Here is a 13,368-nt window from a genome sequence, read left to right as displayed (position 1 = left end):
TCCGGGGTGAGACGCCCCGGGGAGAGGTCCGGGCGATACGATGAGCGATCGTGCGGCCCCCCGAGATCGCGCGTCGGAGGAGGAGAGACACGTGGTTCAGCAGGCACCGACCCGTACGCAGGTGACCCGAAACCGGCCGGCACTCGCCGAGGCAGTGATCCGGACGCTGGTGCAGGACGTCGTCACCGAGAAGTACGCGCCGGGAACCGCGCTGCCGTCCGCCGCGGTGCTGTGCGAGACCTTCACGGTGAGCCGCACCGTGATCCGCGAGGCGCTCACGGCGCTCGCGGAGAAGGGGCTGGTCGCCGCGCGTCAGGGCTGGGGCACGGTAGTGCTCGACCGGGAGTCCTGGTCCCTGCTCGACACCATGGTCCTGGAGGCGATCTTCCAGCGGGACGACAGCCTGCTGTTCATGGACCAGCTCATCGGGATCCGGACGGTGCTGGAGGGCCTGATGGCGTCGTCGGCGGCCCGGCAGATCGACGACGACGCCCGTGCGGCGCTGTCCCGCCAGTTCGACGCGCTGAACGCCGCGCTCGACGACCCCGAGAAGTATGCCGAGGAGGACATCGCCTTCCACTCCCTGGTGCACCGGATCTCCGGCAACGAGTTCGCGCGGGCGATCATCTCCAGCATCCAGGGCAAGGCGCGCCTCGTGTCGCAGTACACCGGCGCGCCGCCCAAGGGGCACAACGAGCTGACGCACGAGGAGCACCGCCACATCTTCGAGGCCGTCCTGAGCGGTGACACGGAGGCGTCCGCGGAGCTGATGCGCGCGCACATCTCACGGAGCTGGGCCCGTCGTCGCCCCAAGGTCTAGACATAATTCGTATGATGAGTTCACACTCATGAAGATCACGGGCATCGGAGCCTGCTCACCGCTGCTGATCTTCCTCTTCTCGCAACGATTCCTGCGGCGGGCATGACCGTCGGCGGGACCAAGGAGTGCGTACGAACATGGTCGAGAGACATGGGCTGGTCGTGAACATCGTCCCGGAGCTGCGGGAGGAGTACCTGCGCCTGCATGCCGACGTCTGGTCGCAGGTCGAGGCGACCCTCCAGGCGTGCAACGTGCACAACTACACGATCTTCGTGCTGGAGAACACGCTGTTCGCCTACTACGAGTACACCGGCACCGACCACGAGGCCGACATGGCCCGGATCGCGCAGGACCCGGTGACCCAGGAGTGGTGGAGGCACACCGACCCGTGCCAGACGGCGTTCGGCCAGGACGCGGCGCCGGGCGAGCGGTGGCGGGACATGCAGGAGGTGTGGCACCTGCCGTGACGGTCTGTGTCGGCGAATGTGCTGGTCGGTCCTGACGACGGCTTCAGCCGACGAGTGACCGCCTGGTAGGTCGGGCACCCGTCGCCGGGCGCGCGGCCTCGCTACACCTGCGCCGCGGACGGACCGGTCGCCGCGCTGGCCGCGTACAGGAGCTCCCTCAGGTCCGGGACGGCCTCGCGGTCGGGGTGCCAGACCAGCCGGAGGCTGAGGTCGCCGGTGGCGAAGGCGAGCCGGGTGAGCCTGCCGGAGGCGAGCTCCTCGGCGACGGCGAACTCGGGCACCAGCGAGATGCCCATGCCCTGTTCGACCCAGGCCTTGATGACGTGGACGCCGCCGACCCGCACCCGCTCCACGTCGGAGCCGAGGAGCTGCTGCCCGAGGAGCCAGAACGTGCAGGCCGGCGAGTTGGTGAGGACCTTCTCGCCGCGCAGGTCGGCCCGGACCACCTGCGCGGCCCCGGCGAGCCGGTGGCCGGGGGCGGCGATCAGGGCGAGCGGGACGGTGTCGACGTCCAAGAACTGCAGCGGTGCATCGGGTGCGGCGAAGCCGAGGTCGCCGAGGCTGCCGCCGGTGTCGAGCAGCAGGGCCGCCTCGAGGTCCCCGTCCGCGACGAGGGCGAGCAGCCGGTCCCGCGCGGTCTCGGGCCGCACCTCGACGCGCAGGCCTGGCCGGCGTCCGGCGAGCCTGCCGAGGATCGCGGGGACGTGGGTGGCGACGATGGTCTCCAAGGCTCCCAGCCGGAGCTCGGGCTGCGTGTCGGCCACGTCGCGCCGGGCCCGCTCGGCGCCCTCGAGGAGGGTCGCGGCCCAGGGGCGCAGCCGCTCCCCGGCCGCGGTCGGCCGCATCCCCCTGGGGCTCCGGTCGAACAGGGCGGTGCCGAGCGAGGCCTCCAGGACCCGGATCTGCTCGGACACCGAGGACGGGGCCAGGTCCAGGGCGATCGCGGCGGCGGTCACGGTGCGGTGCTCGGCGACTGCCGCGAAGACGCGCAGCTGGCGTAGTTCCATACGCGCAGCAACCACCATCGGCGTTCGGATCTTCCGAACGCGGCCTTCGGGGCGGCCGGTGGAGCGGCGTGCCCGGTGCGGGCAAAAGTTGCGCCCATGACCGCCACGCTCGCGCCCCCGAAGACCCGCCCGCTCATCCTGCTCGGCATCTCGATCGGCTACGGCCTCACCATCCTGGACAGCACCATCATGGCCGCGGCCGAAGCCGACCTCACCGACTCGCTCGGCGCCGGCACCTCGAGCCTGCAATGGACGGTGGCGGCCTACACGGTGGTGCTCGGGGCGTTCCTGCTCACCGCCGGGGCCGCCGTCGACCGGTTCGGCGCCCACCGGGTCTTCCGCGCGGGTGTGGTCGCGTTCGGCCTGCTCTCCCTGGCAGGGGCGCTCGCCCCGAACCTGGCCGCTCTCACCGGGGTCCGGGCGCTCATGGGCCTCGCGGCCGCCGCCTGCATGCCCGCCTCCATGTCCCTGATCACCCAGCTCTACACCGACCCGCGCCGCCGCGCCCGAGCCATCGGGGCCTGGGCGGCGATCAGCGGCGGTGCGATGGCCGCCGGACCGCTCGTCGGCGGCGCCGTCGTCGCCGTGGCGGGCTGGCAGGGAATCTTCTGGATCAACGTCCCCCTCGCCGCCGCGACCCTGGCGCTCACGGCTTCCCCGGCCCTGCGCGGCTCCCGCACCGACCGCCCGATCGACTGGGCCTCGCAGCTGTCCGCCTGCGCCGCACTGGGCCTGGGCATCGACGCACTCATCGCGCTCGGAGCCGGAGCGACCGGCCACGCCGCCGTCTCAGCCGTCGCCGCCGTACTCGCCACCGCCCTCTTCGTCCGCCTGGAACGGCGCTCGAAGTCTCCGGTCCTCAACCCCGCCGTGCTCCGCGCCGGCAACGTCGGCCCCGCCCTGCTCGCGGGCGGCGCCGTCAACTTCGCGCTCTCGGGCACCCTGTTCGTCCTCCCGCTGTACTTCCAGCGCACCCTCGACCTGGACGCCCTCCGGACCGGGCTCGCGTTCGTCCCGATGACCGCAGCGTTCGGCTTCCTGCCGATCCTCACGGGCAAGATCGTCGCCAGGACCGGGCCGCGCCGCCCGATCCTCATCGGCCTGGCGCTGCTCGCGACCGGCGCGACGGGCCTGGCCGCGGCGACCGCGACCGGTGCCCCGCTGGCGCTCACGCTCGTCACGTCGGCCTGCCTCGGCGTCGGCGTCACGTTCGCGATCCCCGCCCTCATCGCGCTCGTGACCGGGGCCGCCCCGGCCGGCGCGGCCGGTGCCGCGGGGGGCTTTTTCAACGCGACCCGGATGATCGCCGCCACGGTGGGCGTGGCCGTCATGGGCTCGATCGCGGGGGTGGACGGCGGCGCGGGAGCGACCGCGACGGCCGTCGCACTCGCGGCGGCGGTCTGCGCGGCGGTGCTGGCGTACTCCGTGGCCCGGATCCGGGCCACGTGACGGGGCACTGGCGAAGTTGTTGTGGACGGGCGGGCCTCCAGGCTCGCAGCGCGAAAGAGATCTGACACTTGACGTATGACGTGTTATCGCTCACATTTGGTCCAAGCGGACGAAACTGGGCTTTACGGGCGAGCCTCTTCGTCGGTGCTTGGATTACACACGGCCGTGTCATCTCAGTTGTGAGCGCTAACATCCCACCGCATGTGCCCCGGGCATGCGTCGCGGTTCGCCTCCGGTGAACCGTCTGGTCTTGGTCAAGGAGGATCATGTCTGCTGTTTCCAGTTCTCGATCGATCGCGCCGCCGTCGCGGCTGCGTCGCTGGTTGGTGCGGGTCGTCGCCGCTGGTGTGGCGGCAGTGCTGGCCGGCGCCGGCGTCGTCGCCGTCACCGGCCCGGCTGCTGCAGCCACTGTCGACCCGACCGCCTGGTACGTCCTGCTGAACCGCACCAGCGGCAAGGCCCTGGACGTCAGCGGCGTATCCACGGCCGACGGGGCCCTGCTCCACCAGTGGACCCGCACCAACGCCAACAACCAGCAGTTCCAGTTCGTGGACGCGGGTGACGGTTACTACCGGATCAAGGCGCGGCACTCGGGCAAGGTGCTCGACGTGTCCAGCTGGTCGACGGCCGACGGCGCCGCCATCCACCAGTGGACCGACCACAACGGCATCAACCAGCAGTTCCGGCTGGCCGACTCCACCGACGGGTACGTGCGGTTGATCAACCGCAACAGCAACAAGGCGGTCGAGGTCCAGGGTGCGGCGACGAACGACGGCGCCGCCGTCGTGCAGTACAGCGACTGGGGTGGCAGCAACCAGCAGTGGCAGCTCGTCCGCGTCGACGGTGGGAGCGGCCAGTGCACGCTTCCCTCGACCTACCGCTGGACCTCGACGGGCCCCCTGGCACAGCCGCAGAACGGGCAGGTCGCGCTCAAGGACTTCACCGCGGTCCGCCACAACGGCCAGTACCTCGTCTACGGGACCACGCACGACGCGGTACCGGGCGCAGAAGGCAAGTGGGGCGCGACGGTGTTCAGCCCCTTCACGAACTGGTCCGACATGGCCGGTGCCACCCAGCGCACGGTGCCCTTCGGTGCCATCGCCCCGACGCTTCTCTACTTCGCCCCGAAGAACACCTGGGTGCTCGCCTACCAGTGGGGCTGGCCGTACAGCTTCTCCTACCGCACGTCGAGCGACCCGACCAACCCCAACGGCTGGGGCGAGCACCATGAGCTCTTCACGGCGACCCTTCCCGTCGGGGCCCCCATCGACCAGACGCTCATCGCCGACGACAAGAACATGTACATGTTCTTCGCCGACGACGAAGGCAACATCTACCGGTCGAGCATGCCCCTCGGTGACTTCCCGAGCAGCTTCGGCTCGAACTACACCCGGATCATGACCGACACGAGGGACAACCTGTTCGAGGCGGTCGAGGTCTACAAGGTCCAGGGGCAGAACCAGTACCTGATGATCGTCGAGGCCATGGGGTCGAACGGTCGCTTCTTCCGCTCGTTCACGGCCACCAGCCTCGACGGCGAATGGACACCGCAGCCTCAGGCCGAGACCCAGAGCAGCCCGTTCGCCGGGAGCGCCAACAGCGGCGCGACGGCCTGGACCCGGGACATCAGCCACGGCGACCTGGTGCGCACCAACCCCGACCAGACCAAGACCATCGACCCGTGCAACCTGCAGTTCCTCTACCAGGGGCGTGACCCCAGCTCTGACGGTATGGACTACGGCATCCTGCCCTACCGGCCGGGTGTGCTGACCCTGCAGCGCGACTGAGCGACACACAGCGATCCGGGCGGGCTCGGCGCACTGCCGAGCCCGCCCGGATCGCCTCTCAGGTGAACGGCTCGGCTCTTTGGTCAAGGAGGACCATGTCTGCTCTTTCCAGTACTCGAATTATCGCGCCGCTGTCGGGCCCGCGTCGGTGGTTGAAGCGGTTCCTCGCCGCGACCGTGGCGGCAGTGCTGACCGGAGGTGGCATCTTCGCGGTCACCGAGACGGCGGCCGCCGCGACGGTCGACCCCGCCGCCTGGTACGTGCTGGTGAACCGCACCAGCGGCAAGGCCCTGGACGTCAGCGGTGTGTCGACCGCCGATGGTGCCCCGCTGCACCAGTGGACCCGCACCAACGCCACCAACCAGCAGTTCCAGTTCGTGGACGCCGGCGGTGGCTACTACCGGATCAAGGCGCGGCACTCGGGCAAGGTGCTGGACGTGTCGAGCTGGTCGACGGCGGATGGCGCGGCCATTCACCAGTGGGCGGACCACGGCGGCACCAACCAGCAGTTCCGGCTGGCCGACTCCACCGACGGGTACGTCCGGCTGATCAACCGGAACAGCGACAAGGCGGTCGAGGTCCAGAACGCGGCGACCAATGACGGTGCCGGCGTCGTGCAGTACGGCGACTGGGGTGGCAGCAACCAGCAGTGGCAGCTCGTCCGGGTCGACGGCGGGGGCAGTCAGTGCACGCTTCCGTCGACGTACCGCTGGAACTCGACCGGCCCCCTGGCCCAGCCGAAGGCGGGGTGGGCATCGCTCAAGGACTTCACCGCCGTCGAGCACAACGGCAAGAAGGTCGTCTACGCCACGACGCACGGCTCGCGCCCCTATCCTGACGGCAACTGGGGACTGACGACCTTCAGCCCCTTCACGAACTGGTCCGACATGGCCACTGCCACCCAGAACACGATTCCCTTCATGGGCATCGCGCCGACGCTGTTCTACTTCGCCCCGAAGAACATCTGGGTGCTCGCGTACAACGGGGGCGGGCAAGGCACCTTCTCCTACCGCACCTCGAGCGACCCCACCAACCCCGACGGCTGGTCCGCGCAGCAGGAGCTGTTCACCGCGAACCTTCCCCCCACGGACGACGGAAGATCCCGAGGCGGCCTCGACGTGACCCTCATCGGCGACGACACGAACATGTACATGTTCTTCGTCGACGACGAAGGCAGTGTCTACCGGGCCGGCATGCCCATCGGGAACTTCCCGGGCAGCTTCGGTACGTCGTACACGGAGGTCATGCGCGACACGCCGCTCAACCTGTTCGAGGCGGTCGAGGTCTACAAGGTCCAGGGGCAGAACCAGTACCTCATGATCGTCGAGGCCCAGAACTACACCGGGTTCGGTCGCTACTTCCGCTCGTTCACGGCCACCAGCCTCGGCGGCACGTGGACACCGCAGGCCGGGGCTGAGACCGTGAACAGCCCGTTCGCCGGGAGCGCCAACAGCGGCGCGACGTCCTGGACCCGGGACATCAGCCACGGCGACCTGGTGCGCACCAACTCTGACCAGACCAAGACCATCGACCCCTGCAACCTGCAGTTCCTCTACCAGGGCCGCGCCCCCGCCACCGACGGCGGGGAGTACGGCACGCTGCCCTACCGGCCGGGTCTGCTGACCCTGCGGCGCGACTGAGCGACAAAGACGTTCGGCTCGATCAACCCGTGCAGTCCCGCCCTGACGGGCGGGACCGCACGGACCTACCGCGTGAGGAGTAGATGATGCGATCAAGAGCAAGGTGGCTCGGAGCAGCAGTGGCGCTGGGCGTCGTCCTGGCCACGGTGACGACAGGAACCGGACCCGCCAGCGCGGAGTCCAACGGCGGGGTGCGGGTGATGCCGCTGGGTGACTCGATCACCGAGGGTACTGCGACGCCGGGCGGGTCCCGGATCGGCCTGTGGCAGCGCCTGGCCAACGGCGGGTACACGGTGGACTTCGTCGGGTCGCAGTTCAACGGGCCGGCGAGCCTCGGCGACCACGATCACGAAGGCCACCCCGGGTGGCGTATCGACCAGATCGACGCGAACGTCGTCGGCTGGCTGAACTCCTACCAGCCGCAGACCGTGCTGCTGCACATCGGCACCAACGACATCCTGCAGAACTACAACGTCTCCACCGCCCCGAACCGGCTGTCCGCGCTGATCGACCGCATCACCACGACGGCACCGAACGCCAAGGTCTTCGTCGCCAAGATCATCCCGATCGGGTGGAGCGAGGGGAACGCGGCGGTCAACACCTTCAACGCTGCGATCCCCGGCATCGTGCAGAGCAAGGTGAACGCCGGCAAGAACGTGCACCTGGTCGACATGTACAGCGCCCTGACCGCCTCCGACCTGGACGACGGGGTCCACCCGACGCCCGGCGGCTACGACAAGATGGCCGCGGTCTGGTACGACGCACTGCGGTCGGTACCGGGCAGCATCGGTACCCCGAGTGGCAGCGCGAGCAGCACGCAGATCGTGGGGGCCCAGTCCGGCCGCTGTGTCGACGTCACCGGGGCCAGTACCGCCAACGGAGCCGACGCGCAGCTGTGGGACTGCGGGAGCGGCTCCAACCAGCGGTGGACCTACACCGCCGGCAAGGAGCTCAAGGTGTACGGCAACAAGTGCCTGGACGCCTACGGGCACGGGACCAGCAACGGCACCCGGGTGGTCATCTGGGACTGCAACGGACAGGCCAACCAGCAGTGGAACGTCAACGCCAACGGCACCATCACCGGCGTGGGGTCCGGCCTGTGCCTGGACGCCGCGGGCTTCGGCACCGGCAACGGCACGAAGGTCCAGCTCTGGACCTGCGGCAGCGGTCAGGCCAACCAGCAGTGGACGAGAAGGTAGCTGTCACGGCCGAGCGGAATCAACGCCGCGAGATCGGTCAGTTGCGCGCAGTTTGAAATGACTTCGGTCGGTTGCCTTGAGATCGGTCCATATGATTGACCGATCTCAAGGCAACCGACCGAAGTCGAACTCCGGCGGAGGCAACTGATTGATCTCACGCCCCCCGCCCAGCAGATCGTGTCCGGGCGGGAGGTTACGGGTCCGTGCGTTCCTCGAACGGGGACGGCATGTTCTGGATCAGGAACCAGCTGCGTTCGGCGAGGCGCGCCTCGTCCTCCTCGGTGCGGTTCGTGATCATGGCGTACACGATCACGCGGCGGTCGGCCCGCTTCGCCGGGTCGGTCTGGAACGTGTGTGCCTTGTAGCCGAGCTTCCGGATCGCCCGGCGTCCGCAGCGGCGGAACTGCGCGATGCCCTCCGTGTCCCACTCGTCGAAGTGGTCGGTGACCTGAAAGTCGATCTCCAGAGGTTGCATCATGGCCGCCACGAGCTCGTCATCGTCCACAGCTCGCCACGCTACGCCGCGCGTGCGGTGCGGGTCTCGCGGATGGCAGGGTGAATTCGCCGGAACGGAGCCGAATCGGGTAGGTGCTCAGCCGGTCCGCGCGATGCCGTGCTGGTAGGCGAGGATCACGAGGTGCACCCGGTCGCGGGCACCGAGCTTGGCGAGGATGCGGTTGACGTGGGTCTTGATCGTCGGCAGTGCGAGCGTGAGCTCGGCGGCGATCTCGGGGTTGGACAGTCCTCGTGCGATACCGAGGAAGACGTCGTACTCGCGCGGCGAGAGCAGTGCCCGAGGGGCGGTGTCGGCGCGGTCCAGGGTCGCGACGTGGGCCTCGATGAGCCGACCGGTGACCCGGGGTGCGAGGACGGCGTCCCCGGCCGCGACGGTCCGGATCGCGTCGGTGAGCTCGGCGGGTGTGGCGCTCTTCAGGAGGAAGGCGCTGGCGCCGGCCCGCAGGCTCTCGAAGGCGTAGACGTCGAGGTCGAACGTCGTGAGCACGACGACCCTCGTGCCCGGACCCGCCTCGGTGATGCGGCGGGTGGCCTCGATGCCGCCGATCCCGGGCATCCGCACGTCCATGAGCACCACGTCCGGCCGGAGGGTGCTGGCAAGGGCGACGGCTTCCTCGCCGGTGCCTGCCTCGCCGACGACGGCGATGTCGTCGGTCGCGGCCAGCACCAGCGAGTTGCCGGTACGGATGAGGGCGTGGTCGTCGACGAGGAGCACGCGGATCGGCGGGCGCGGCTCAGCCATCTACCGGGTCGTTCCTCTCGGTGCTCGCTTCTCTGGAGTCCGGGGCGGCGCGCGTACCGGCGGAGGCCAGGACGACGCGGGTGCGCCAGCCGCCGCCCGGCACCGCCGCGGACTCGGCCGCACCGCCGTGGGCGGCGGCGCGCTGGTGGATGCCGACCAGCCCGTGCCCCGGCGGGCCCTGCCGGGTGACCGGCCCGCCGTCGTCCGTGATGGTCAGGACGACGACGCCGTCGCCGTGGTCGACCGCCACGGTCGCCCCGGTGGGAGCGTGCGCGTGCCGGAGCGTGTTCGTCAGGGACTCCTGCGTGACCCGGTAGACGGCCTGCCGGAGGGCGGCGTCGGCCGGCAGCGCGGGCCCGGTCCGGGTCAGCGTGACGGGCAGCCCCGCGACCCGGAAACCCTCGGCCAGCTCCTCCAGGGCGGGGAGGTTGTCACCGGAGTGGTGGAGGTTGGCGTCGAGCCCGGCGTCGGCGTCGCGGAGCAGGGCCAGGGTGCGGTGCATGTCGCCGAGCGCGTCGCGGCCGACCGCGGCGATCTGCTCCACCGCCTTGCGCGACCGTTCGGGATGCTTCTGCGCGGCGCTGGTCGCGCCGTTGGCGAGGGCGACGATGACGGTGAGCGAGTGGGCGACGAGGTCGTGCATCTCGGCGGCGATGCGGGTGCGTTCGGTCAGGGCCGCGTTGTCGATCCGCTGGTTCATGGTCTCGGTGAGCCAGCGGGTGTGGTCCCGCCGGCTCCTGACCAGGAACCCTGCGGCGAGGGCGACCAGCGTGACGGGGTCCATCAGGGAGACGAGCTGCGGGCGGACCCCGCTCAGCGAGTACGGGACGGTGGCGAGCACGGCCACCGCAACCGCCGCGCCGTAGCCGATCACCGTGCGGGCCGTCGTCCGGCGGGAGGCGACCGTGTACAGCGCGGCAGCGAACGGCAGCATCGGAAGACCGAAGCCCGGCTGCGTGAGCGCGCCGAGCGCGCCGGCGAGGGCGGCCACGATCAGCACCGCGAGCGGCCACCGGCGGCGAGCCAGCAGGGCCCCGGCCGAGGCAGCGAGCAGGAGGTAACCCCACCATGCGCTGCCCTCGGCGCGGAGGCTCAGCGCGAGCAGATGGGGGAGCCCCGCGGCGACCACGACGACGACGTCCACGGTGCCCGGGTGCCCGCTTACCCAGAGCGCGAGGCGCGACGGCGGACGCGTCAGGTCCGCGGCCTCGACCCGCAGGCGCTCCGGCGTCATCGTTCCCCTCCTCGCGGTAGGTGTCCGGGTCCATTCTGCGTGGTGCGGCAGGTCAGCCGGCTGTGAGGCGGCATGTCGGGCCGCACGTCAGGCGTCTCGCAGGTGGAGCAGCACGCCCGCCACGAGCAGTGCGACGACCGCCCACAGCGCGAGCACGCCGAAACCCGTCCAGGGATCGAGCTGCGCGACGGAGTGGAAGTCGGAGATGAGCCGGCGCCCCGCAGAGGTCGGGGTGTAGTCGGCGGCTTCCCCGATGCCGGGGATCGACGACACCAGCGGCGGCGCCACGACCAGGAGCCCGAGCACGGCGGTGAGCGCGCCGGCGACGTGGCGCAGAGCAGCCGCCAGGCCCGTGGCGAGGACCGCGATCGCCGCGAGGTAGGCCCCCGAACCGAGCGCGAGCGCGACGGACTCTCCGAGCCGGGGCGCGTACACGACGTCGGACCCCGCCAGGATCAGCACCGAGAGGCCGAGGCCGCACGCCGCACCGATCGCACCGATCAGGAACCCGAGCGTGGCCAGTACGAGGGCCTTGGCGGCCAGCCAGGGTGATCGTGTCGGCAGGGCGAGCAGCGACAGCCGGGCCTGTCCCGACGTGTACTCGCCGGTGGTCGCGAGGACGGCCAGCACGGCGACGACGATCTGCGCCCACAGCACGCTGTCCATGAACTGCATCGGCTCGGCGGTGACCGGCTGCCCGGCGAACCGGGGATCGGCGAGCCGGGACCGCAGGCTGATCGAGAGCAGCGCGCCGGTGCCGGCGATCATGAGCAGTGCGCCGGCGGCGAGCACGCGGTGGGAGAGCAGCGTCCACAGCTTCACGGCTTCAGCGACGACCGCGCCGACGAGCAGGGGACGGGCCGGGGTCAGGGTGCTGCGGCGGGTCATCGGGTTACCTCCACTGTGTGCGTGCTGGTCAGAGCGTTCGAGCGCGTCGGTGCGCTCCTTGCCGTCAGACATCTCGAGCCCGCAGCGCGACGACGGCACCCGCGAGCGCGGCGGCCGTCCAGGCGAGCAGGACGGCGTATCCGCCCCAGGGCCCGAGCTCGGCGGAGGCGCCGTCGGGCGCGAGGAGCAGCAGGCCCGCCGACGTCGGCAGGTAGAGCGTGAGCTCCTGTACCTCAGGTACCGGGATCACGGTGGCGGCGAACGGGGTGACCCACAGGAACACGACCACCACGAGGATCGAGCCCGCGAGGTCGCGCACGATCGTCCCGATCCCGAGCGCCAGCACCGCGATCGTGCCCAGGTAGAGCCCGGCGCCGGCCACCAGCCGGGCCACGAGGGCCGGCTCCGCGCCCAGGTCGATACCTGTGGCGGATGCCAGGGCGAAGGCAGCTCCGCCCCCTGTGGCGCCGGCGACGAGCCCGACGGCGCCCACGACGAAGACCTTCCCGGCCAGGACCGGCCACCGGTTCGGCACGGCCAGGAACGTGACCCTGCTGGTGCCCGACGCCCACTCCGAGCAGATCAGCACCACCGCGAGCACCGCCAGCACGAACTGCGCCCACGCGACCCCGGCCAGCAGCTCGGTCGCCGTCGCCGCCGGGACGGGGCCCACGCCGTCCTGGGCCGACAGCAGCATCGCGGCGAGACCGATGATCAGGGCGAACGCGGCGCTCGCGGTGACCAGGTTCGAAGGGAGCGAGCGGAACTTCAGCCACTCGGCGCGCACGGACCGAGCCACGGCGGTCACGCCCCGCTCCCGCCCGCGGCGCCGGGCTGCGGTTCACCCACTTGTCCGCCGCGGTATTCGACGGCGTCCCGGGTCAGCCGGAGGTACGCCTCCTCGAGCGTCCGGCCGGCGTCGGAGGTCAGCTCCGCGATCGGCGCGTCCGCGATCAGCTCGCCCCGCCCGATCACCACCACGTGGTCCGCGACGAGTGCCAGCTCGCTCAGCAGGTGCGACGACAGGAACACCGTGCGCCCCTCGGCGGCGAGCGCGCTCAGCAGCCCGCGGATCCACGCGACGCCGTCCGGGTCCAGCCCGTTGACCGGCTCGTCCAGGATCAAGGTGTGCGGGTCGCCCAGCAGCGCGACGGCGATCCCCAGGCGCTGACCCATCCCGAGGGAGAACTTCCCTGCCCTGACACGTGCCGCGCTCTCGAGACCGGTCAGCCCGATCACCTCGTCGATCCGCGCCGCCCGGAACCCGTGCGTCGCGGCGACGGTGCGCAGATGATCGACAGCCCGCCGGGACCGGTGCGCGGACCTCGCGTCCAGCACCGTGCCCACCTCCCGCAGCGGCGCTCGCAGCCGGACGTACCGCACGCCGTCGATCAGCGCCCTGCCCGTGGTGGGGCGGTCGAGCCCGACGATCGAACGTATCGTCGTGGACTTGCCCGCCCCGTTCGGTCCGAGGAATCCGGTCACCTTTCCCGGCTGCACCTCGAACGACAGATCACGCACCGCCCAGGTCTTCCCGTACTGCTTGCCCAGTGACTGCACCTGAATACCCATCAGCGACCTCCGGTCTGCGAACGACGTGTGTCGACGCTACGAAGAGG

13 protein-coding genes are annotated in these 13,368 nt (G+C 70.7%); 6 read left to right on the top strand and 7 right to left on the bottom strand.

Annotation, left to right across the window (positions count from 1 at the left end):
- The first annotated feature begins 91 nt into the window (after positions 1-91).
- Together ACFO6V_RS04665 and ACFO6V_RS04660 are read left to right on the top strand one after the other, a co-directional pair.
- Positions 92-820, top strand: coding sequence for a FadR/GntR family transcriptional regulator (locus ACFO6V_RS04665; RefSeq protein ID WP_377132736.1), 729 nt, complete (start codon positions 92-94; stop codon positions 818-820).
- Positions 821-957: 137 nt separating this feature from the next.
- Positions 958-1,287, top strand: coding sequence for an L-rhamnose mutarotase (locus tag ACFO6V_RS04660; protein WP_357508547.1), 330 nt, complete (start codon positions 958-960; stop codon positions 1,285-1,287).
- 101 nt (positions 1,288-1,388) lie between these two features.
- Here the strand turns inward: ACFO6V_RS04660 and ACFO6V_RS04655 are convergent, their stop codons facing one another.
- The gene (locus tag ACFO6V_RS04655; RefSeq protein WP_377132733.1) at positions 1,389-2,294 is read right to left on the bottom strand and encodes a LysR family transcriptional regulator; all 906 of its coding nucleotides are present in this window, start codon (positions 2,292-2,294) and stop codon (positions 1,389-1,391) included.
- Between the two features lie 96 nt (positions 2,295-2,390).
- Here ACFO6V_RS04655 and ACFO6V_RS04650 point away from each other — a divergent pair, with 96 nt between their 5' ends.
- The 4 genes from ACFO6V_RS04650 (at position 2,391) to ACFO6V_RS04635 (ending at position 8,369) form a co-directional block, all read left to right on the top strand.
- Complete coding sequence (locus tag ACFO6V_RS04650; RefSeq protein ID WP_377132731.1) at positions 2,391-3,743, top strand: MFS transporter; 1,353 nt, start codon at positions 2,391-2,393, stop codon at positions 3,741-3,743.
- A gap of 266 nt (positions 3,744-4,009) precedes the next feature.
- A complete protein-coding gene (locus ACFO6V_RS04645; RefSeq protein WP_377132729.1) occupies positions 4,010-5,530 on the top strand; it encodes a non-reducing end alpha-L-arabinofuranosidase family hydrolase in 1,521 nt (506 codons plus the stop codon).
- A gap of 95 nt (positions 5,531-5,625) precedes the next feature.
- The gene (locus tag ACFO6V_RS04640) at positions 5,626-7,170 is read left to right on the top strand and encodes a non-reducing end alpha-L-arabinofuranosidase family hydrolase (protein WP_377132727.1); all 1,545 of its coding nucleotides are present in this window, start codon (positions 5,626-5,628) and stop codon (positions 7,168-7,170) included.
- An 86-nt stretch (positions 7,171-7,256) separates the two neighbouring features.
- Positions 7,257-8,369, top strand: a complete 1,113-nt coding sequence (locus ACFO6V_RS04635) for an RICIN domain-containing protein (protein WP_377132725.1) — start codon at positions 7,257-7,259, stop codon at positions 8,367-8,369.
- Positions 8,370-8,562: 193 nt separating this feature from the next.
- On the opposite strand, the gene ACFO6V_RS04630 is transcribed toward ACFO6V_RS04635, so the two are convergent.
- The 6 genes from ACFO6V_RS04630 to ACFO6V_RS04605 all read right to left on the bottom strand — a co-directional run bounded on the left by ACFO6V_RS04630 (position 8,563) and on the right by ACFO6V_RS04605 (position 13,321).
- Positions 8,563-8,874, bottom strand: coding sequence for a hypothetical protein (locus tag ACFO6V_RS04630; RefSeq protein ID WP_377132723.1), 312 nt, complete (start codon positions 8,872-8,874; stop codon positions 8,563-8,565).
- 87 nt (positions 8,875-8,961) lie between these two features.
- Positions 8,962-9,627 (bottom strand): response regulator, encoded by a 666-nt coding sequence (locus tag ACFO6V_RS04625; RefSeq protein ID WP_377132721.1) that lies wholly within the window; start codon positions 9,625-9,627, stop codon positions 8,962-8,964.
- Positions 9,620-10,861 carry a sensor histidine kinase gene (locus ACFO6V_RS04620; RefSeq protein WP_377132719.1) on the bottom strand — a complete coding sequence of 414 codons (1,242 nt, stop codon included), beginning with the start codon at positions 10,859-10,861 and terminating at the stop codon, positions 9,620-9,622. The genes ACFO6V_RS04625 and ACFO6V_RS04620 overlap by 8 nt, the downstream gene beginning before the upstream one ends.
- Before the next feature lie 87 nt (positions 10,862-10,948).
- Positions 10,949-11,749: a hypothetical protein gene (locus tag ACFO6V_RS04615; protein ID WP_377132717.1), complete on the bottom strand. Its 801-nt coding sequence runs from the start codon at positions 11,747-11,749 to the stop codon at positions 10,949-10,951.
- Between the two features lie 64 nt (positions 11,750-11,813).
- Positions 11,814-12,557, bottom strand: a complete 744-nt coding sequence (locus ACFO6V_RS04610; protein WP_377132715.1) for a hypothetical protein — start codon at positions 12,555-12,557, stop codon at positions 11,814-11,816.
- On the bottom strand, positions 12,554-13,321 hold the full coding sequence (locus ACFO6V_RS04605) for an ABC transporter ATP-binding protein (RefSeq protein ID WP_377132713.1): 768 nt from the start codon (positions 13,319-13,321) through the stop codon (positions 12,554-12,556). The genes ACFO6V_RS04610 and ACFO6V_RS04605 overlap by 4 nt, the downstream gene beginning before the upstream one ends.
- Between the last annotated feature and the right edge of the window lie 47 nt (positions 13,322-13,368).

It is taken from the genome of Promicromonospora alba (genome assembly GCF_042654905.1).
In the GTDB taxonomy this organism is placed as follows: domain Bacteria; phylum Actinomycetota; class Actinomycetes; order Actinomycetales; family Cellulomonadaceae; genus Promicromonospora; species Promicromonospora alba.
This window is presented reverse-complemented; position numbering and strand designations above follow the sequence as displayed.